The following is a 21,661-nucleotide window of genomic DNA, read 5'->3' on the forward strand; positions in this document are numbered from 1 at the left end:
ACTTTTAGCGATATAGCCAATCCGTTATAAAATGCCTACAGTGATACTTAGATAAATTTTTAGTGATACCAGTTTTCAGTGATGCTAAATTTTCAATGATACTAAGCTTTCAATGATACTAAGTTTTTAGCGATACCAATTAGTTAGTGATACTAAGGAGAAGTTTGAGCGGCAGATTTAGCATTTGCCTCTGCTTCGCCTTTTGAGTCAGCCAGTAAGGGAGTAGGAATGTCTTGACGAATCTGCTGAGAGAACTCACGGCCATTGATACCAGAGGCTATATCGATTTGGTTATTGAACCCTCTCACTTTCGGGTTAATGTGCGTGCGCTCATACCACGTATCCATTGACCACGGCTGCTGGTCTTTCTTTGGATTGGTATCCAACATACCGACATCATATAGGTAATTTGGCAGCCAACCAGAGACCCAAATTCGATAGTCCCATGGCAGACGATCACCACTGACGACACGCGCCATATAAAAAATGATATTGGTGCAGTTGCTGGTCAAGGTATTGTACCAAGCGGGCTTTGCATTCAATTCATCAGCAGCGGTCAAATAAGATTCAAATAACGCTCTGACCTCATTTTGTTGCAGATTACTAATAGGGAAAAGATAAACCTGCTCACCGCGTGCGTTACTGCGGGTATAGATAATATCGCGTTCTTCGGCAGCAATAAGGATTAATTCGTAACGCCTAAAGAATCCTGCCAGCGCCGAAAAAGTCTCGTTCTCCTCTTTACGAATCTCAAATGAGAAGGCAAGTGGTCGATCATTTTCAAAGCGAAAACTGACCAAAGTATGGGCAATCAGTGGTCCCATCCAGTAAGAGTTGGTGATATCAACCCCAGACAGTTTGGACAGATCAATAGTGCGTTTATCCCAACGCTCGGTCGCGTCCTTATCAACATACCAATCAAAATTACGGACATTGGTCAGTGTAATCAAATCAGGATTGGTTGCATCGCGCTCATAAGAAACCTGTTGACTGACCTCCGCCATCCAGTTTCGCTCTTGCTTGGGCTCAATAGAGAAAAACCAGCCAACACCAATGAGCCAAACAGCAGCATATAAACCTATTAGCCATTTAACACGAGTGCTTTTTTTATGAGAAGTGCGGTTATGAGCAGAGCTGGCAGGATCAATATGAGAGACAGATTTTTTAGCAATGTCATTACTAGAAGATTTCTTATCAAAAAGTTGAGGCAAATAACGAGCCGCCAACACCGCTGATAATAATCCCACCACCATGATCGTTGTCAGCCAAGTGATCGCACTAGCGATACCAAATTGATACCAGACTGCCAGCAGTAACCAGATAGCAGACAGCACCAGCACCAATGCAATCAAAAATTGAATAAGAGAACGTCGCCATTTGGGTTTTGGGTGGCTGTCACCAGTTTCTTTTAATTCTATGCCGTGACTATTTATGCCGTGACTATCTAAGCCATTATCTGAACGATGGCTATTCGAATTAGAGGAACGTAAGCGAGAAAAAAGAGAACGTAGCGACATAGCGATTGCTTTGATAAATGGAGACTTTGACCATAACAAAGTTTATAACACACTGACAATACAATTTGAGTGAATTTGTCGTTGAATGTCGGTGAATCATGCGATAAAGTGAAGCTAATTTAAATAAGTCCGCTTATTATTTAATAGTAACAGATCTGTTTTATTTGCTAATTTTATCCCCATCTACATCCATCTATGCTTGTTTATTTATTATTTTAATTGTCATTAACTAAAGAGGTTAAATCACAACACCATGTCTGACGACACTCCCAGCCCGAGTAGTTGGTCGATGCGAGGCTTAAAACGCTGGCTATCGACCGCCCCCGAAACACGTGATGAACTGATTCGTTTGGTACAAGATTCACGTCAGTTCTTAGAGCCTGATACGGTTGATATGCTAGAAGGCGTGCTAGATCTACCCGCAACGCAAGTTCGTGAGATCATGACGCCGCGCCCGCAAGTCATTGGCTTGCACGAAAGTACCAGCATCGCCGAAGTGATGGACATCATTCTTGAGACCACCCACTCGCGCTATCCTGTTTTTGACAGCCAAGATGATGACGCCGTCATTGGTATTTTATTGGCAAAAGACTTGATTCCTATCCTTGTCCATATGGTGCGTAACCAAGAAGAAAAAATCGATAGTAAACGTCTCAGAGATTTGGTGCGTCAGCCGCTATATATTAGTGAAACGGCACGTTCTGATACGTTGCTACGCTCATTGCAGCGTACGCAAGTGCATATGGCCATTGTCGTCGATGAGTTTGGTAATTTTGGCGGTGTGGTCACAATGGAGGACTTGCTCGAGGAGATTGTTGGTGACATCGTCGATGAGCATGATGACTTTGATGAGGACAGTGATATCAATAATATCCTTGCTGATCCCGAAAAAGCAAATACGTGGCGTGTTCAAGCTTCTACAGTGATTGAAGACTGCAACGATGAGCTTGGTAGCCATTTTGATGATACGGATGTCGATACCATGGGCGGTCTGGTCATGCAAGCGCTGGGTTATGTGGGTGATTTAGAAGGCGAAAGCGTGACGATAGATGATTGGAAAATCACTATTACCGATGTCGAAGGGCGTTTTATCCAAAACCTAGAGCTGACCAAAATAGATGCAGATCAGCAAATATTGATAGGCAGTCATTAATAAGTCTATAGTCTATGCACTATAAAAAAACACAGCGCTACTGGAATGAATTTTGCGCAGCCTCTGTGACAGCAGCAAGCAATGAAAATTTATAGCAGTAGCGCATTTAAGCTTGTATAACTGTTTTATTTTCAGCTGGCCATATAGCGATTTAAATACGGATTGATAGACTCAAAAAAACACGATGACGATCGTGTTTTTTTTATGTCCAAAATTGGGTTTTTGCTACGCAATTTTACCCATTGATAAGGTTAGACTGGTATCATGGGCGGGTTTGATTTTTAGCCACTGTATAAAACGTGATACGGTCAGCTTTGGCTCGGGTTTTGCCTGAATACTAAAGCTTTGAATTTTTAGAAAATATGGTTTTGGATAACTGCTATGCGTCTGTCTACTGTTGATTTGCAAAAACGTCTGAACCCCAGTAAGCCAAAAGGCTTACCTATAGCGCTGACTGTGTTGATTGCTTTGCTGGCGGGAGCGATATTTACTCTTGCACTCGCGCCTTACGGTATTTGGCCAGTAGCATTGCTATCGCCCGCTATTTTGTATGCATTACTTATACCTGAGATGAGTGGTAAGCGTGCTTTTCTGATCGGTGAAGCTTATGGAACAGGGCTTTGGTGTGTTGGCGCATTTTGGTTATACACCTCTATCCACGTTTATGGCGATACACCAGCATGGCTTGCGCTCATTATGATTGCGCTGATGGGTCTTGGCATGGGACTGTTCCATGGCTTTATGGCACTGATTTTTAATCGAATGGTTGGTAAGCAGCCATTGTCTTTTGCAGCTCTTTGGATCTTGCAAGAATGGATGAAAACGTGGTTATTCACGGGTTTTCCGTGGTTGTTCGTGGGTTACGCTTTCACTGAGCAGTATTGGTTGTCCTCATTGGCACCCGTCGCTGGCGTCTTTGCCGTGTCTTTTGTTGCTGTACTAATTGCAGCCAGTATAGTCGAGCTATTCCGTCGCCGTAGTGGTTATATGATTCCGTCGCTGGTTTTGTTGGTCATCAGCACCGCATTGTGGCTGATTAATCCGCAATGGACGAAACCAAAAGGCACGCCTGATTTGTCTGTGTCTTTAGTCCAAGGGAATATTCCACAAGATTTAAAATGGCTCACCGAATATCAAATAGAGACCTTAAAAATCTATGCAACCTTAACGAGTACAGAGTGGGGACGTGATATCGTTGTGTGGCCTGAATCATCCATTCCGATGTTCCAGACGGAAGCAGTTGGCTTTATCAATGAAATGGTCAAAATGGCCAAAGACACCGACACCACGTGGGTGACGGGTATTCCTTATAAGGATGAAGCGGCGTTTAATGCCAGCACTGACAAGTACCCACCTTTTTATAATAGTGTGATTGCCTTGGGTGCACAAGGCGAAGGGCTATATAAAAAGCAACGCCTAGTGCCGTTTGGCGAATATATACCTTTCGAGGGTTTATTGGATATTTTGCCCAATTTGGCGGGTAATGAAGATATCATGAGTTATAGTCGCGGTAGTGACGACCAGCCACCATTACGGGTACGTGGTCACAATTTAGGCGCAGCCATTTGTTATGAAGTGGCGTATCCAGACACCACACGCAAAAATGCGATTGGTACCGATTTTTTATTGACCATTTCAAACGATGCTTGGTTTGGCACGTCAGCTGGCCCATTACAACATCTACAAATGGTACAAATGCGCGCGCTTGAAAATGGTCGTTGGTTTATGCGAGCAACCAATACTGGTGTCACGGCTATCATTGACCATAAAGGACGTATCGTCGAGCGTGCGCCGCAGTTTGAGCGTACCGTGTTGCGCGGCAACATTCAGGCGCGGGTTGGCAATACGCCTTTTATGAGCTTTGGTAACTATCCTATTTTGTTCATCATGGCGCTATTACTTATATTGAGCTATTTTGGCAAACGGGCAACGCCACAAGTACGTTTGGATGACGGGTATCGTAACCAGTAGCCATTTATCATAAAAGCGATCGGCAAAAGTTATCGAGAATAAATCCTTTAAATGCTTAAGGGTTTTAACAAAGTAGTATGAATTGCGATATAATAGCTTAATATTTCAAATATTTTTGCAAGGTGGATAAGATATGTCAGAAGGTATCGCTAATAACAATCCAAAAAAAGAGCTGTTATATACTTTAGGTGGCATTGCCTTGTTTTTAGGTATCGTCTTAATTATCGGTGTTTCTGCACTTTTGCGTCCAGCAGGCGAACACATTACTGCTGAGGCTACCAAAGCATCAATCGCCACTGATAAAGCGGAAGCGATTGCTGCTGAAGATAAAGATACGGTTCCTGCTAAGACGCCAGCAATGTCCGCAGACACGGATGCTGTAGCGACTGATACGCCTGCCGATGCGACGGTCACACCCGCAGCAGCGACAGGCGATGACAGTGCGGTGGTTGCTGCACAATCTGGTACGGCAACGGCTTCTGGCACAGTAAGCCAAACGGCGGTTGCTGATGCTGATTTAACTGCTGAGCAAGCAGATGCTGATTTAGATGCTGGCACTGACGATAAAGCCGTTTCTCAGTAAACTTGTTAAGCAATAATTTTATTATAAGGTCTAAAAAGTTAGATTTTATACAAAAACACTCAAGCTTAGCTTTGTTTAAATCTTGCGTGTAATAACATTACAATGACGATAATATCGTTATCAATATCAAAAAAACTCGCTCTTATCCTATGAAAGCGGGTTTTTTTTATGGGTATTTGTGTAATTTTTGACCAACTTTTTCTTTACTTGGCTATAACCAAGTGAAACAATGACGCGCCTATATGACCTCTTATTAGAATAATTAGAGTTTTAGTCATTACCACATTGGTCTTTAAAGGAATAAAGGTATGAGTACAGAATTAAAATCAGAGGCTAATGCTGCTGAGTTGGAAGCATTAGATAATGGATTTATGGGGCATCCTAAGCCATTACGATCGCTATTTTTTACTGAGATGTGGGAGCGGTTTTCTTATTATAGTATCCGTCCACTATTAGTACTCTTTATGGTTGCGACAGTGGGCAGCGGCGGTTTTGGCTTTGATGAGGTCACCGCTTCGGCTATCTATGGTATTTTTGCTGGCTCATTGTACTTAGCGGCAGTCCCAGGTGGGTGGTTGGCAGATAATTGGCTGGGTCAGGAACGCGCGCTGTGGTGGGGTAGTATTATCATCGCCCTTGGGCACTTGTGTATTGCGCTTTCTGCCATGTTTGGTATGACGCTGTTTTTTGTTGGTTTGATATGTATTGTTTTAGGTTCAGGCTTATTTAAAACCTGTATTTCAGTCATGGTTGGTGCGCTATATCCCAAAGGTGATGTACGCCGTGATAGTGGTTTTACCTTGTTCTATATGGGCATCAATATCGGTGCGCTATTAGCCGCACTGATCGTGGGTGTGTTTAAAGAAAAAGGCATGTGGCATGTAGGCTTTGGTGTCGGCGGTATTGGTATGTTGATATCATTATTGGTCTATAAGTTTACAGCCCAAAAGAACTTGACGCGTTACGCAAAAGCTAAAGGTATCACTGCTGAGTGGGAAACCTCAAATAATCACTATAAAAATATCGGTCGCTGGGTGGCAGGCTTCTTGGCGCTACTAGTCGCCATCGTACTGTTAGTTTCAACGGGTATGTTAGGGTTCAATGCTCAAATGGTTGCAGAGTATATGACTTATATCATTGCAGCTGTAGTGATAGGTTACTTTGCGATTATGTTCATCTCACCGCGATTAGATAAGACAGATAAATTGCGTCTGCTGATTTGCTTCATATTAATTATTGGTTCGACGCTATTCTGGTCAAGTTTCGAGCAGCAGCCAACGTCTTTTAACCTATTTGCTGATCGTTATACGGATCTGAATGTGTTAGGTTTTGAGATTCCAAGTATTTGGTTTCAGTCGTTGAATCCTTTATTTATTCTAATGTTAGCCCCTATCGTCAGTATTATCTGGGTCAAGCTTGGTAGACGAGGCCTTGAGCCAAGCAGTATGGCCAAGTTTGCGCTTGGTATGTTGCTTGCTGCGGCAGGTTTTGCGCTAATGATTTTTGCCTCAAAAAGTATTTTGGGTGCTGATGGTGGCTTGGCTTCACCATTGTGGTTAGTAGGTAGTCTGTTCTTATTGACGCTTGGCGAATTGGCGCTGAGTCCTGTTGGTTTGTCATCAATGACTAAGCTTGCACCAAAAGGTATGCAAGGTCAGATGATGGGGCTTTTCTTTGCTTCTATCGCTATGGGTAACTTGGTTGCTGCTTTCTTTGGTGGTCATGTTTCAGCGGATAAAATCGAAGGCTTACCAACACTATTTACGACGATGACTATCTTTTTGGTGGTTACGGCGGTCATCCTATTGGTATTGGCAAAACCTATCAATAATATGCTAAAAAATAGTGAGCAGGCGGATCAAGTCAGTTAATTAACAGGGCTTTAGATCAGTCGTTGAGTATGCGTACGGCATAAGACAATGCCAAATGATGAGACGTGTTACCATAACTGGCAGCACGTTTTATTGTTTTACTTGGTGAGCATTTTCTTTCAGACTATTGAAAGCGTATTTTTTGCCCAAACATCTAAGGCGTGCCTTTAATTCAAACGATACTATCTAAATAAGCTAAACTAAATGAGCTAAAAATGGCTAAATTTTGCCAAACATCGTCAAATAGCTAATCAATATCCCGATATTATTTGCGCTATTTTCCTCGTTTGACGGCAATTTATCTCATTTTTATGACCATTTTTGAAATGAAGACACAGCCTAATGTTCTACTGCCGTAACATTGATCTTAATTTAACAATATCGACTCTAATTTGTCACGCTCAAATAAGACGGCTATCCATAGTCGCCCATCACTTTATTTTTATTAAAATTAATAAGGAAGTATCTTATGAATAAGCAAACCATCCATGATCGTATCGATACCCTGCGTCAAACGCTCGCAGCACAAGATTTAACGGCCATTATAGTGCCGTCAGCAGATCCTCATTTGTCTGAATATTTACCAGAATATTGGCAAGCAAGACTTTGGTTGTCAGGCTTTACCGGTTCAGTTGGTACGCTGGTCGTTACTGCTGATTTTGCAGGTCTTTGGACGGACAGTCGTTATTGGGTACATGCCGCTGACCAATTAGCAGGTACAGGCATTAGCTTAGAGAAGCTCGCTCCTGGTCAGCCAAACCATATTGATTGGTTGGCTGAGCATTTGCAAGAAGGGGACAGTGTGGCAGTCGATGGCAACGTGTTGTCTATCGCTGAGCAAGATCGTCTACTCAATGCGTTTGACGCTCATGACATTACCTTAATCACTGAGCGTGATGTATTGACCGAAGTATGGACGGATCGTCCGCAGCTACCAGCAGCCAAACTATATCCACATGATGAGCAGTTTCTTGCGCAATCAGCCACATCAAAACTGGCGGCTGTACGCGCTGGTATGGCAGAGGCAGGCGCGACGCATCATTTGCTTTCAAGCTTAGATGACATCGCATGGCTAACCAATCTACGCGGTGCAGATGTTGATTATAACCCTGTATTTTTGGCGCATATGCTGATTAGTAAAGACAGTGCGATATTGTTCGTCGATAACAATAAAGTCAGTGCCGAGCTTGTCATAGGCTTAGAAGATAGCGGTATCACGCTCGCCGCTTATGAAGCGGTACAAGATGCATTAGGTACATTAACGCCAGACGACTTGTTGTTATTGGATCCAAGCAAAGTGGCAGTAGGTACCCTATCGAAAATGGCAGACGATGTGGGCTTTATTGAGCAGATGGCACCAAGTACTTTGCTTAAGTCGGTTAAGTCTGATGCTGATATTGACCACGTACGTGAAGCAATGCGTCAAGATGGCGCGGCATTATGTGAGTTTTTTACGACGTTCGAGCAACGTCTTGATAATGGCGAGCGTTTAAGTGAGCTGGATGTTGATAGCATGCTCATTGAAGTGCGTAGTCAGCAGCCACACTATGTATCGCCAAGTTTTCCAACCATCGCAGGTTTTAATGAAAATGGGGCATTACCACATTACCGTGCAACGCCAGAAAAATTCAGTTACCTTGATGTGAGCGCAGGCGAGGGTGGGTTATTGCTGATTGACTCAGGTGCCCAATATCAAAATGGTACCACTGATATCACTCGTGTGGTTGGAATCGGTCAAGTAAATGCTGAGCACAAACGTGACTTTACTACGGTATTAAAAGCCCATATTGCTTTGGCAAAAGCGCATTTTCCTGATGGTATCGCCTCACCATTGATCGATGCGATTTGCCGTGCGCCATTATGGCAAGCACAGATGGATTATGGTCATGGTACAGGTCATGGTGTTGGTTACTTCTTAAACGTACATGAAGGTCCACAAGTTATTGCTTATAGTGCCAGCACGCCAAAAGAGCGCGCGATGAAAGAGGGTATGATATCCAGTAATGAGCCCGGTCTATACCGCGAAGGCAAATGGGGTATCCGTATCGAAAACTTGATGGTAAATAAACGTGTTGCTCAGCCAGTAGAAACAGAGTTCGGTGATTTCCTCAATTTTGAGACCGTTACTTACTGCCCAATTGACACGCGTTTGATTGAGCCTTCACTGTTGAATCAAGTAGAGATTGATTGGCTTAATGGCTATCATAGTCAAGTCTTTGCAGAGCTAAAAGATCGTGTTGATGGTGCGGCACTTGAATGGTTAACTGAGCGTACGCAAGCCATCTAAAATAAAGATAATTATTCCTAATACTAAAAAGCCCTGTCTATTATTGACGGGGCTTTTTAGTGTGCATCTTTTACTATTGATAGCAACAGTGCCGTAGCGTTTTTAGGGCACTTTGACTGTAGTATTAAAAAGATACTAGTATCAAAAAAGCGCTAGTCGTTAATGACTGTTTTTCTTAGCGACCTCTTCATTAGCCACTGACGTTGAGGTGCCTTGCTCACTGAGATGCTGCGTCACTTCGGCACGCAACCAAGACTTTAGGTTTTCAGACATCAGCATCATCTGGTCACTGAGATAGTCATCAATCTGTATTTCTAGCTCACGAATCAATTCTTGATGAGTTACGCTCGATTTTGCATCTTTTAATACAAAGCTAATCGCAGCATTGGCTTTATCATTGATCGCTTTTACACTGTTATCATTTTTAATATTATGATCATTTTTAACATTGCTACCATTTTTAATGCTGTTATCGGCAATAGCATTGGCATGTTCGCTAATGGTTTTAGTGTCAGAGCTATTTTTTGCAGCACTGTTTTCAGTAGAATTATTTCCAGTAGATATTTCACTAGTGCTGTTAGCAACGTTGTCGTTATCAACACTGTCAGCAACACTGTTATCAGCGCTTATCGTATCTGAATGGTCTTCATTAACCGTTGCCACAGACTCATCAAGATTATTTTTGTCCACTAATATTAGGGCATTTCTCTCTTGTTCTTTCTGAGCCGCGTCTGCTTCTTCGCGCAGTCTGGCTTTTTCTTCTAATTCGGCTGCTTCTTTGCGCTTAGCCTCTTCTACAGCCTGTCTTTTTTGTTCGTCTTCTAAACGTTGTTGTTCGGCAGCAGCACGCGCTTGCGCTTGTTTGTCAGCAATGGCTTTGGCAATCGCTTGCTCGGCCTCATAATTTTCATAAAGCTCATCGACATGAGCATCTAAATCATGAGTTTGAAAAACGAAGCTTTCAAAGGGAGTTTCTACTTGTAGTAATGTGGTGATATCTTCTAGCTCTTGGGTAATTGCCGCGCGTATAGGTTCAGGCGCACACGTCCAGCGCTGATAAAACTGATGGGAAAATGAGTAGCTTGACATGGTATCGTCCATAAATATTCCAAAAATTACCCCTTATCATACGCAAGTATGATAAGGGGCTGCAAGTGGACAAACGTAGTAAATCTGACACCAAGGTTACAAGGACTCGTGTTGTGAGATTTTATGCTTTAATGACTGACAGGCCAGCGTGCAAATATCAACGAGCCATTGGTGCCGCCAAAGCCAAAGCTATTGGATGCCGCGTATTGTAGATTATCAACTTTACGTGATTGGTTGGCAACATAATCGAGGTTGCAGTTGTCCTCAACATTGTCCAAGTTAATGGTGGGTGGTACGTGCTGATGCTGTAGGGCAAGTATCGTAAATATGGCTTCAATACCGCCAGCAGCACCCAGCAAATGCCCCGTCATTGATTTGGTTGAGCTCACCAATATACTGTCTTTTACTGGTGCAAATACTGTTTCAATGGCAATGGATTCAGCGACATCACCGGCAGGTGTACTCGTGCCATGGGCATTGACATAACCAACACTCGACGGCTCAATACCTGCATCGTTTAATGCATTTTTCATCGCTCGTGCCGCCCCGCGACCATCTTCTGGTGGAGACGTAATATGACTGGCATCATCGCTCATGCCAAAGCCGACCAATTCAGCCAGTATCGTTGCACCGCGCGCTTTGGCGTGGGCGAGGCTTTCTAAAACCACCATACCCGCACCATCACCAAGCACAAACCCATCACGGTCTTTATCAAAAGGACGCGAGGCTTTGGTTGGCTCGTTATTACGAGTTGATAGCGCATGCATGGCACCAAAACCTGCCATACCAAGGGGACTTGAGCCTTTTTCACTACCACCAGCCAGCATCACATCTGCATCACCGTAGGCAATCAAACGAGCAGCAAGACCGATAGCGTGTGTAGAAGTGGTACAGGCGGTAGATGTCGCAAGATTAGGACCTTGCAAAGCGTGTTTAATGGCCACCAATCCTGCCGCCATATTCACAATAGAACCTGGAATAATAAAGGGAGAAACTTTTGTAGCGCCTTTTTCACGCAGCATATCGCGACTGTTTTCAATCGTCTGAATACCGCCAATACCTGACCCCAAAATAATGCCAAAGCGTTCTTGATCGACACCTTGCACAGGCGCATCAGCCGCATTTACCTCATCGATAAAGCCGGCGTTTTTTAATGCCATGGCAGAGGCAGCAATACCATAATGGATAAATTCATCATATCGACGTGCGTCTTTGGCACTCATGTATTGCTTGGCATCGAAATTTTTGACGGCGCCTGCAATTTGAGCACGATAGTCCGAGGCATCAAAGTGATTGATAGTTGTGATACCGCTCTCACCATTAAGTAAGCTTGTCCATGAGCTATCAACGTCTAAACCAAGCGGTGTAATTGCACCCATACCTGTGACTACGACTCGCATATCATCAGAGCGATCGTAATGTGGCGGCTTATGACGCGTTTTATGCTCCGGTGTCGAGGCAGTATTATTTGCGGCTTGCGCGGTAGATGAACTGCTGTGTTGGCTCATTCGATATATCCTATACTTACGAGTCCTAAGAGGAGGGTATTTCTGGAGTCATTATAAAACACATAAGTGCACGTGTGTAAACTAAAATTTGACCAATCAGGCAAAACAAACTTGCCCCAATACCACGCCTTTATTTGCCCCTGTTACTGCTGGTAAGTTACCTGTTTCGCCCATTAATGTTTGCCTCGCTAGCCATGCAAATGCCACCGCTTCCACCCAAGTTGGATCAAGCCCCAAACTCGCCGTAGTCTGTACGGTGCAATGGGGCAGATGCGCTTGCAAACGCTTGACAAGATAACTATTGAGCGCACCACCACCGCAAACATAAACGGCATCAGATTCTTGAATATCATCACTTAAAAATGGTTTGATTTGCGTACTAGCACTAACGGCCGTCAGCTCGGTTAAAGTGGCTTGCACATCCGCCGATGAGTAGCGCACATAGACAGACGCTTGATCGAATTTTTGTAGCTTATCCTGTAACCATGCTAGATTAAAGTCTTCACGGCCTGTACTTTTAGGATAAGGTCGAGCAAAAAACGGATGTTCTAACAATTGATTTAGCAATGGCTCGACGATTTGCCCTGATTCTGCCCATGCACCACCAGCATCGTAATCTTTATCGGTGTGCAATGCCGTCCACGCATCTAATAATAAATTGGCAGGGCCTGTATCATAGCCGACGACTTGCTTATCTGCCTGCTGATCATTTTGCTCATTAGCATCAGCTGCTGGCAAGACCGTTATATTGGCAATACCGCCCAAATTTAATAACACGCGAGTGCTATCAGGTGTGGCAAATAGTGCTTGATGAAAGGCGGGAACCAATGGCGCACCTTGTCCACCGACTGCCATATCACGGCGTCTAAAATCACTGACGACGCTTATACCAGTACGCTCAGCGATAATATTGGCATCGACCAGTTGCAAACTAAAACCCATTTGCGGACGATGGCGGACGGTTTGTCCATGACAGCCGATTGCCAGAACCGCCTCGACGTCTGTATGTGCTTGCTGCAATAATGTATTGACCACTTCGCTGGCAAATTCAGCATATTCACGACTTGCCCAACCGAACCAGTCCAACTCACTACTTGGTTCATCCGCTTGCGACATTAAACGGCTCGTACCGTTTGGCTGACAGAGTGCCAATAGCACTTCACGCAGTCGCGGCGGAAAATCTTGGCTATAAGTGGCGAGCAGCTGCATCGGTGGCTGCGTATCATCCTCAGTGTTACCATTTTCACTGACGTCACTATCGAGGCTCGCACTAAACTGACAAAGCACCGCATCCATTCCGTCCAAGCTGGTACCCGACATCATGCCGATATATAAGCCATCATCGAAGTTTTCAAATACCGTTTGTTCGAGCGCTTCGGTAAGGGTGGCATAATTTAAATCATCATTATTATCCAAAGTGCTCTCTGAATGGTCATCCAAACTACTATCCAAACTTAAATCTGTATGGGTATTATGAAGAGTATCAGCAATCGATGCGGGGTTGGTCATGGCAATTTACCTTAAAAAACGCTAGTATATCTGCCAAATTCTAACATTTTTTGACGGCGACGCGATTTTAAATAGTCCATGTGCTTTTACCCCTTAATAAAGACAATAAAGAGATCATCATGACCACTCAAACCTACACGCTAGAAAAACAGCTTGCCCTTATCCAGCGCGGGACGCAAGAAATCCTATCTGAAGAGGATTTAGTTGCCAAGCTTAAACTCAATCGTCCACTACGTATCAAAGCAGGTTTTGATCCTACTGCGCCCGACTTGCACTTGGGTCATACAGTTTTGATTAATAAGCTCAAGCACTTCCAAGATTTGGGTCATGAGATTTACTTTTTAATTGGCGATTATACGGCCAAGATTGGCGATCCTTCTGGCAAAAACTCTACTCGTCCGCCATTGACTGACGAGCAAATCAAAGCCAACGCAATGACGTATGCAGAACAAGTATTCAAAATATTAGATAAAGAAAAAACGCGTGTGGTCTTTAATTCCGAATGGTTTAATGACATGTCAGCCGCTGATATGATTCAGCTTGCCAGCCAACAAACGGTCTCACGTATGCTAGAGCGTGATGATTTTTCTAAACGTTATGCATCGCAAACGCCCATTTCTATCCATGAGTTTCTCTATCCTTTAGTGCAAGGTTATGACTCTATCGCCCTCAAAGCGGATGTCGAGCTTGGTGGTACCGATCAGACTTTTAACTTGCTGATGGGTCGTACTTTGCAAGGTCGCTACGGTCAAGAGCAGCAAGTGTGTATCACCGTTCCAATTCTAGAAGGGCTGGACGGCGTCAATAAAATGTCCAAATCTTTGAATAATTACGTTGCTATCCATGACGCACCCGGCACGATGTACCAAAAAATCCTCTCGATGCCAGATACTTTGATTCGTCGCTATTTTGAATTTTTAAGCTTTAAGCCAATGGAAGCCGTTGAAGTCTTAATGGCAGAGATGGAAAACGGTCGCAATCCACAAGAGATCAAACGCATTCTTGCCGAAGAACTCATTGAGCGTTTTCATGATGCTAATGCCGCTGCCAATGCACACAAATCAGCCGGTAATGTCCTAGCAGATGGTGAGTTGCCAGTAGATTTGCCAGAAGTGACGCTAGATTTGGAAGGTCAAGAGGCGTTGTTCATCACCCAAATATTGAACCAAGCTGGACTTGCCAAAAATAGCTCATCTGCTAAAGACATGATCAAGCGTGGCGCGGTAAAAGTCGATGGCGACGTGGTTGATGGCGGTTTTAGTTTAACCTCAGGTCAAACAGCCGTTATTCAAGCAGGCAAAAAAGCGTATGCAAAAGTGACGGTGGGTTAAGTAATATAGTAAATTAGGCAGAGTTGTTTTAAAAATAATAATGGCTTAAGGAGAGAGGCATGCTAGACATTTCTATATTATCCAATAACGGCATTATTCTTAAGCCATTGATGTTAACTCATGCAAATGACTTAGCCGAAGCTTGTCAAGATGGTGAGTTATGGAAAATAAACGAGACTTCTGTACCTGAGCCAGATAAAGTTATTGACTATATCAATACCGCACATTCAATGCCTGACAGGCAAGCTTTTGTCGTCATAGATGAGCTAACGGGCAAAGCGATTGGCTCAACGAGTTTTCATGATATTTTACCGCTCGTAAAACGCTTAGAGATTGGCTATACATGGTACGCCAAATCGTATTGGCAGACGCATGTCAATACGGCCTGTAAGCTCATGCTACTTACCTATATATTTGAAACATTGGAATATGAAACGGTGGGCTGGCGCACGGATATTGGGAACCATCGCTCACAAGCAGCAATCGAGCGTTTGGGTGCCAAAAAAGATGGCGTCATTCGAGGCAATCGAGTCTGCCGTGATGGTATTATTTCGGATACGGTCATGTACAGCTTGGTAAAATCTGAGTGGCCAAAAGTAAAGACCGAGCTGACGAATAAGCTCAATAAAAGCGACTAAAACTTGTAATCAAACTAAATAAGAATCTTATGCCACAAAAAAATCAAAACACTGTCCCTCAAGGCATTTACCGCCACTATAAAGGCAGCCTTTACCAAGTATTGCATACTGCCCAGCATTCAGAAACAGAAGAATCATTAGTGGTTTATCGTTGTCTGTACGGAGAGTATGGCGTTTGGGTACGACCGCTTTCGATGTTTTCTGAAACAGTAATGATTGATGATAAAGAAGTACCGCGCTTTGAATTAATTAAAGTGTTGGCTGATTAATTTTAAGTTATTTATACATTGATTGAATAAAAAAAAGCGACTTTTGGAGTCGCTTTTTTGTGTCTTATACAGGGACATGCAATTAGCTGTTTAAGAAATCGATCAATACTTTATTGAATTCTTCGGCATGCGTCACATTGATACCATGAGGGCCACCTTTTACAACATGCAATTGACTGTCGGCAATCATGTCATGCGAGCGCTGACCACTGGCCTCAAATGGGACAATTTGATCTGCGTCACCTTGAATAACTAAGGTAGGCACATCGAATTTTTTTAGATCATCGCGAAAGTCAGTATAGCTAAAGGACTTAACGCAATCCAAAGTTGCTTTAGCGGAAGCAAAAGCGGCGATGTCACGATTGTATAGGCGCATGGGCTTGCTGACCAATAACTTGCCATCTTTTGGCGTAAAGAAATTCTTGGTAAAGTCATTTAAAAAGGCAATTCGATCGTTAGTCACGCCATCTATAAACCCTTGAATGTCCGATTCCTCAAGACCACCATCAGGATTATCATCAGCTTTGAATAAGTAAGGCGGTACGGCGGAGGCTAGTACGGCTTTGCTAATACGCTCTGAGCCGTAGTTACCGATATAGCGCGCCACTTCACCGCCGCCCATTGAGAATCCAACAATGGTTGCATCGTTTAAGTCCAGCGTATCCATGAGTGCTTTTAAATCTTGCGCCAAAGTGTCGTAATCATAGCCTTCCCATGGCTGAGAAGATTTTCCAAAGCCACGTCTATCGTAAGTAATGACTTGATAGCCCGCTTCTACTAGCGCAAGTGTTTGTGCTTCCCATGCACGACCACTGAGTGGCCAGCCATGAATGAGTACGACAGGCTTACCAGTACCTTGAACTTCGTAATAAATATCAACAGGTTGATCGGCTTGGGTTGCAACGGTAACGTAAGGCATAGTTTTGTCCTTTCATATTATTATTGGGCTGTTTTTTGAGCAGCAGTAAATATCGTTTTTCGATATATTAGTATATGTAAATATACATAATGAGTATAAAAGACGATTAGATTCATAGCTATAGCATGTTGTACAGTCATGGTGTTGATTCTATAGGGTTTATGTGAAATTTGAATAATCAATCAAATATCCAAAAATCCTTTTAACACCTTATAAAATCCAATCGGTTCATCTAGGGGCACTGCATGACCTGAGCGTGGCAATATAATTTCGCTGGCATTGGGCAGCATCTGCGTGACTTTTTGCTGCCATATTGGATCGTATAATTTGGAGCGACCACCGATGAGGCTGACTACGGGAATAGTAACGTCTTTTACGGCAGACCGAAAATCATAAGGTATGGCCAAATAGGCTTGTAAACAGCGCATTTTATGCTGCCACGTACTGTGCTCATAAAAAGCCAATTTATGATCGTTCTGGTAAGTCAATATTTTTACAATGGCCTTTGAGCGTGAACGATTAACTGATAATAAAGAAAACAAGCGTTCGACATCTGTCACGCGACGTTTGAGTGCAAAAGGCAAGTGAGTGAAGCTATCGAGATTGGCATAGGGCAGTGTCAAATCTACCACCTCATGAAAGACATCAAACAACGGCTGTTGTCGCTCGCCGAACAGTCCGCCTTGCCAGTCTGGTTGGTTATGAATAACAGGACTTTGATCGATATTCAAATAGCGACTGACTCGTGATATGCCAAAGCGCTCGAAATATGACCACATCACTAGCGCACCCATTGAGATGGCGGCGACTGGTAAAGACGCTACATTATGATTGAGGCAAACGTGCTCAATCACGACATTGATATCATCAGTATACTGACGCACAAAATCAAACTGGGTAAGATTGAGATCTTTTGCTGCACCAAAACCTCTAAAGTGCGGTAGATAAAAAGTATATTTGCCCGTGAGGGGTAAAATAAATGGCAAAAACTCACGCGCATCCATGCCATAAGCATGTAGCATCATTACGGGCTTACCGCTGCCAATGACAGACATGGGCAATCGACTACCATCAGCCAGTGTCACCTTGAGCATTTTGACTTGATAAGGAGTTGGTAGAGAAAGGAGTTTTGTTTTCATAGAGAGGTACAGTCATTTCAAAGTAAGAGGATAGATTTATAAAAGATAGGTTTATCAACAGTTTTTGCTAGGATTTTTTAAAAAGCGCTACGATACTGCTAATATCAATTTTTGCAGCCTCTGTCTGCGCAGGCACAGCAAGCAAGAAAATTGATATTAGCAGTGTATGATGTATCGATATTACTTTTCACTGACTATACAATAATACAAGACTGCTATATTAAAACAGCCAAAGGAACCATAGCATGAAATTTGTCTAGTGATAAAAAGAGTTGCTGTCATATTCGATAAGCAACTGTTTAACAGGTAACTATTTGTTAACTAAATAAGGATATTAATGCATGAGTAAGTCGACGTTACCGCTACTCGATAGCAGCCTTTATCCGCAAATTTGGCAGCAACAGAAATTTATTAGTCCGCAAACACTGTTATTGGCGATGCTCACAGCAGAGATTACCGCAGATGCCAGTATCTTTGCCAAGTACTTATTAAAAAATGATATTTATCAAGAATGGGTGACTAGCTCCATATTTGGACGTTATCTTCATCGCCATTTTACGGCGTACTCTCAGCAAACAGAAGACAGCTTTAACGTTGATATGCCCGCGTTGTTTCGTCAGGAGTTAATGCGTCACGCGCAGTATTTGCCGCTAGATCAGATATTATTTTTTGCAGGCGATTTACCCAAAAGCGTTCGTCAAACCAAGCTTTTAACCACAACACTCAATCCTGCCACTGGTATTATTAATGCGCGGAAGATGGCTGAAAAAAAGGTGATTCATCATTCAACGACTGTTATCAATCAAATAAAAATTACTGGTAAACAGGTGCTAGGATTTCCAATACGCCACAATAAACGCACTAGCGAGCGCCTGCGTAGTGAGGTATTAATATTAGATTTTCAGGATTTGCGATTGGTCAACGAGCTAAATCTTGATGACATAAAAAAAAGCAATATAGAGCACGCTATATTGCTTCGGTCTTATGAGTTACGTTGATAACACCATACGTTATTGGTCGTTCTTGGCAACCGTCAAACCATTATAGGTTTGTGCCACTGGCATGACTTCCAAACGATTGACGTTAATATGCGCAGGCGATTCAATGAGCCACAATAAAATATCACCAATATCTTCACCCGTCATGGTTTTAAAGCCTTCATACACCTTCGCCGCTTTATCGTCATCACCATGATAGCGCACGTTTGAAAACTCAGTGCCTGCAACCATACCGGGCTCAAGATTAGTGACTCGTATTTGCGTACCAACCAGATCTGCTCGTAAGTTTAGGCTAAATTGTTTTACAAAAGCTTTGGTGCCGCCGTAGACATTGCCGCCATAATAAGGCCAGTTACCAGCAGTCGAACCAACATTGATAATATAACCGCTGTCCCGCGCGACCATCGCTGGCAAGACGGCATGAGTCAGCGCCATCAAACCTTTAACGTTGGTATCAGTCATGCGCATCCAATCATCAAGATTGGCCTTATGGGCAGGTTCTGTACCGAGTGCCAGCCCTGCATTGTTGACCAGCACATCGATTTGCTTAAAGTCATCAGGTAAGTCAGCGATGATTTGCGGAATGGAATCGGTGTCGCTCACATCCATGACGACGGGTAAAAATTTGTCGCCCAAGGTCTCTGCCAAAGCATTGAGCTTATCTATGCGTCTAGCACAACCGATCACGCGATGACCTTGTGCTATCAAACGTTCAGCCAATGCTTTACCAAAACCAGCACTTGCGCCTGTAATCAATACGTTCATTGTCGCTCCTTATCGTTGATACGATTTTATTTTAACTTAACAGCAACTATTTTAATGACCATTAAATCAATAGTTATCTGTTTGATAATTGCTTACCAAAGATTTTGTCACCCGCATCACCAAGACCTGGAATGATATAACCGTGCTCATCCAAATGGCTGTCTAATGCAGCGGTATAAATGGTCACGTCTGGGTGCGCCTCATTTACCAATCGTACGCCTTCAGGAGCAGCCACTAAAACTAACGCTTTAATATTGGTACAGCCGTTTTTCTTGAGCATCTCGATGGTCGCAACCATGGAGCCACCTGTTGCTAGCATCGGATCAATGATAAGGGCGGGGCGCTTGTCCATGTGGCTGACGAACTTTTCAAAAAATGGCACTGGCTGCAACGTTTCTTCATCACGTTGTAGACCCACAACAGAGATTTTTGCAGTGGGGATCAAATCGAGCACGCCGTCCAACATGCCAATACCTGCCCGTAAAATCGGGACAATCGTTGCGGTCTTACCAATGATCTGCTCACCAGTAATTTCACCACACCAGCCTTGCATTGGAAAAGTTTCAATTTCAAAATCACGGCTCGCTTCATACGCCATCAAACGTGCAAGCTCTTTAGTCAGTGTCCGAAATTTATAAGTACTACAATCTTTTTCACGCATTAGGCTAAGCTTATGACGGACTAATGGATGATCGATTACCGTAATTTTTAAACCGCTATTTAAGTCACTCATAAGAACTCTCTTGATTTTTGGGCTGATGCTTGCGCAGTTACTGCGGTTGCCATTAGTATAAAGGATACAAACACTTACCGCACTTTAACGCTATATTGAGCACATAAATAGTAAGATTAAAAATTAAAGGGTCAGACTGGCTCAACGTTATTGTCTTGACCTTTATAACTGCTATTGGAGCCGACCACGTTTTAAGTTGACTGTGCTTGACTATATAAAGCCATTACAAGTGAGGCAGTGTTTAGGCCTGCTATGATACCAAAAAAACCACTTTTCTGATGAAGAATATCATGACTAAACAACCCGCTAACGTCCAAAACGACGCAAATCAAACGGACAACCGCTTAATATTGTCCGAAACGAGAGCGGCGTTAGTAGAAACCCATCCGTTCCCTCCTGTGCTACCGCCCAATGCTACCGTGATGATGATGGGTACTTTTCCACCGACGGCTGATAAATGGGCAATGAGCTTTCATTATCCTAACTTTTATAATGATATGTGGCGTATTTATGGACGAGTGTTTTTTGACGATGCCGATTATTTTAGAGTAGGCGACGAAAAGCGTTTTGATCCTGAACGTATTCGTGACTTTATGTTTGAACGCGGCATCGCTTCTTGTCCCACAGTCAAACAGGCCATACGTGAGACGGGCAACGCTTCTGATAAAAATTTAACCATCGTGACTGCGGTCGATCTAGATAACATCTTGCCGCAAGTACCAATGGTAAATACCTTGTTCACGACAGGTGGCAAAGCGACTGAAGTGCTGCTTGAATTATTAAATGAGCCACTTGCTAAATCAAAGCACCCAAAAACCAATCAAAGTATCGCTTATCTTTACCAGTGGCAAAATACAGATAACAACCAAACGGCGGATGTTAATGAGTTAACTTTATATAGACTGCCTTCTACCTCACGCGCTTATCCGTTAGCGTTAGATAAAAAGGTCGCGGCTTATAAAGCGTTCTTTGAAAAGATGGGTAAGTTATAAAATCGTTACCGCAGAAATGGTTATTTAATATAGAAAGGTTATATATAAGAGAGCTATATAGAAAAGAAAATCAATCCTGACCAAAATAAGTAATCAACAAACTCTTATCTCTGCAAACAAACCAAAACTTATTTAAGCGTATAACGTATTGAAACAAAGCGAGTATTTGATCTTGATCAAAGTAAATTGATTAATATGTAGAATAACCTCTTGACCCCTATCTCAAAGTGCGTATAATGCGTCCCAGTCGGAAGGGGAAGCGGTGATGGGAAGTGGTTTACCACTTGTTTGATCTAGCCATCCAGATAAATGATTTTAAGTTACTTCTAAATTAAAATAATTTATTTCTTGACAATCTAATTAAAGCGTCTATAATACGCACCTCATTA

Annotated in this window: 18 protein-coding genes; 10 read left to right on the forward strand and 8 right to left on the reverse strand. The window is 43.0% G+C overall.

Features of this window, described 5'->3' with window-relative positions:
* Window positions 1-152: 152 nt before the first annotated feature.
* A complete protein-coding gene (locus JMX48_RS07170; protein WP_201536020.1) occupies window positions 153-1,517 on the reverse strand; it encodes a DUF4105 domain-containing protein in 1,365 nt (454 codons plus the stop codon).
* Window positions 1,518-1,770: 253 nt separating this feature from the next.
* On the opposite strand from JMX48_RS07170, the gene JMX48_RS07175 reads away from it, so the two are divergent.
* From JMX48_RS07175 to JMX48_RS07195, 5 genes are all read left to right on the forward strand, one after another.
* A complete protein-coding gene (locus JMX48_RS07175) occupies window positions 1,771-2,670 on the forward strand; it encodes a CBS domain-containing protein (RefSeq protein WP_201536022.1) in 900 nt (299 codons plus the stop codon).
* Window positions 2,671-3,051: 381 nt separating this feature from the next.
* Window positions 3,052-4,641 (forward strand): apolipoprotein N-acyltransferase, encoded by a 1,590-nt coding sequence (gene lnt, locus JMX48_RS07180; RefSeq protein ID WP_201536023.1) that lies wholly within the window; start codon window positions 3,052-3,054, stop codon window positions 4,639-4,641.
* Window positions 4,642-4,774: 133 nt separating this feature from the next.
* On the forward strand, window positions 4,775-5,224 hold the full coding sequence (locus tag JMX48_RS07185) for a hypothetical protein (RefSeq protein ID WP_201536026.1): 450 nt from the start codon (window positions 4,775-4,777) through the stop codon (window positions 5,222-5,224).
* A gap of 308 nt (window positions 5,225-5,532) precedes the next feature.
* The gene (locus JMX48_RS07190; RefSeq protein WP_201536029.1) at window positions 5,533-7,095 is read left to right on the forward strand and encodes a peptide MFS transporter; all 1,563 of its coding nucleotides are present in this window, start codon (window positions 5,533-5,535) and stop codon (window positions 7,093-7,095) included.
* 469 nt (window positions 7,096-7,564) lie between these two features.
* A complete protein-coding gene (locus JMX48_RS07195) occupies window positions 7,565-9,382 on the forward strand; it encodes an aminopeptidase P family protein (protein WP_201536032.1) in 1,818 nt (605 codons plus the stop codon).
* A gap of 159 nt (window positions 9,383-9,541) precedes the next feature.
* Here the strand turns inward: JMX48_RS07195 and JMX48_RS07200 are convergent, their stop codons facing one another.
* The 3 genes from JMX48_RS07200 to JMX48_RS07210 all read right to left on the reverse strand — a co-directional run bounded on the left by JMX48_RS07200 (window position 9,542) and on the right by JMX48_RS07210 (window position 13,488).
* Window positions 9,542-10,483: a hypothetical protein gene (locus JMX48_RS07200; RefSeq protein WP_201536035.1), complete on the reverse strand. Its 942-nt coding sequence runs from the start codon at window positions 10,481-10,483 to the stop codon at window positions 9,542-9,544.
* 116 nt (window positions 10,484-10,599) lie between these two features.
* Entirely contained in the window at window positions 10,600-11,871 is a 1,272-nt protein-coding gene (fabF, locus tag JMX48_RS07205) for a beta-ketoacyl-ACP synthase II (protein ID WP_227687943.1), read from the reverse strand.
* Window positions 11,872-12,075: 204 nt separating this feature from the next.
* Window positions 12,076-13,488 (reverse strand): anhydro-N-acetylmuramic acid kinase, encoded by a 1,413-nt coding sequence (locus tag JMX48_RS07210; RefSeq protein WP_201536040.1) that lies wholly within the window; start codon window positions 13,486-13,488, stop codon window positions 12,076-12,078.
* Window positions 13,489-13,607: 119 nt separating this feature from the next.
* On the opposite strand from JMX48_RS07210, the gene tyrS reads away from it, so the two are divergent.
* The 3 genes from tyrS to JMX48_RS07225 are packed head-to-tail and all read left to right on the forward strand — an operon-like array spanning window position 13,608 to window position 15,726.
* Complete coding sequence (gene tyrS, locus JMX48_RS07215) at window positions 13,608-14,819, forward strand: tyrosine--tRNA ligase (RefSeq protein ID WP_201536043.1); 1,212 nt, start codon at window positions 13,608-13,610, stop codon at window positions 14,817-14,819.
* A gap of 59 nt (window positions 14,820-14,878) precedes the next feature.
* Window positions 14,879-15,457, forward strand: coding sequence for a GNAT family N-acetyltransferase (locus JMX48_RS07220; protein WP_201536046.1), 579 nt, complete (start codon window positions 14,879-14,881; stop codon window positions 15,455-15,457).
* Between the two features lie 29 nt (window positions 15,458-15,486).
* Window positions 15,487-15,726 (forward strand): DUF1653 domain-containing protein, encoded by a 240-nt coding sequence (locus JMX48_RS07225; RefSeq protein WP_201536048.1) that lies wholly within the window; start codon window positions 15,487-15,489, stop codon window positions 15,724-15,726.
* Between the two features lie 82 nt (window positions 15,727-15,808).
* Here the strand turns inward: JMX48_RS07225 and JMX48_RS07230 are convergent, their stop codons facing one another.
* Together JMX48_RS07230 and JMX48_RS07235 are read right to left on the reverse strand one after the other, a co-directional pair.
* Window positions 15,809-16,645, reverse strand: coding sequence for an alpha/beta fold hydrolase (locus tag JMX48_RS07230; protein WP_201536051.1), 837 nt, complete (start codon window positions 16,643-16,645; stop codon window positions 15,809-15,811).
* Window positions 16,646-16,827: 182 nt separating this feature from the next.
* Window positions 16,828-17,784: an alpha/beta fold hydrolase gene (locus tag JMX48_RS07235; protein WP_201536054.1), complete on the reverse strand. Its 957-nt coding sequence runs from the start codon at window positions 17,782-17,784 to the stop codon at window positions 16,828-16,830.
* A gap of 341 nt (window positions 17,785-18,125) precedes the next feature.
* Between JMX48_RS07235 and JMX48_RS07240 the strand changes: the two genes are divergently transcribed.
* Entirely contained in the window at window positions 18,126-18,782 is a 657-nt protein-coding gene (locus tag JMX48_RS07240) for a hypothetical protein (RefSeq protein WP_201536057.1), read from the forward strand.
* Between the two features lie 12 nt (window positions 18,783-18,794).
* On the opposite strand, the gene JMX48_RS07245 is transcribed toward JMX48_RS07240, so the two are convergent.
* Window positions 18,795-19,547 (reverse strand): SDR family NAD(P)-dependent oxidoreductase, encoded by a 753-nt coding sequence (locus JMX48_RS07245; RefSeq protein ID WP_201536060.1) that lies wholly within the window; start codon window positions 19,545-19,547, stop codon window positions 18,795-18,797.
* A gap of 73 nt (window positions 19,548-19,620) precedes the next feature.
* The gene (gene upp, locus JMX48_RS07250) at window positions 19,621-20,280 is read right to left on the reverse strand and encodes a uracil phosphoribosyltransferase (protein ID WP_201536063.1); all 660 of its coding nucleotides are present in this window, start codon (window positions 20,278-20,280) and stop codon (window positions 19,621-19,623) included.
* Between the two features lie 290 nt (window positions 20,281-20,570).
* Here upp and JMX48_RS07255 point away from each other — a divergent pair, with 290 nt between their 5' ends.
* Window positions 20,571-21,272, forward strand: coding sequence for a DNA glycosylase (locus JMX48_RS07255; RefSeq protein ID WP_227687941.1), 702 nt, complete (start codon window positions 20,571-20,573; stop codon window positions 21,270-21,272).
* Window positions 21,273-21,661: the final 389 nt, after the last annotated feature.

Origin of the sequence: Psychrobacter immobilis, assembly GCF_904846225.1 — a bacterium.
Lineage (GTDB): Bacteria > Pseudomonadota > Gammaproteobacteria > Pseudomonadales > Moraxellaceae > Psychrobacter > Psychrobacter immobilis_F.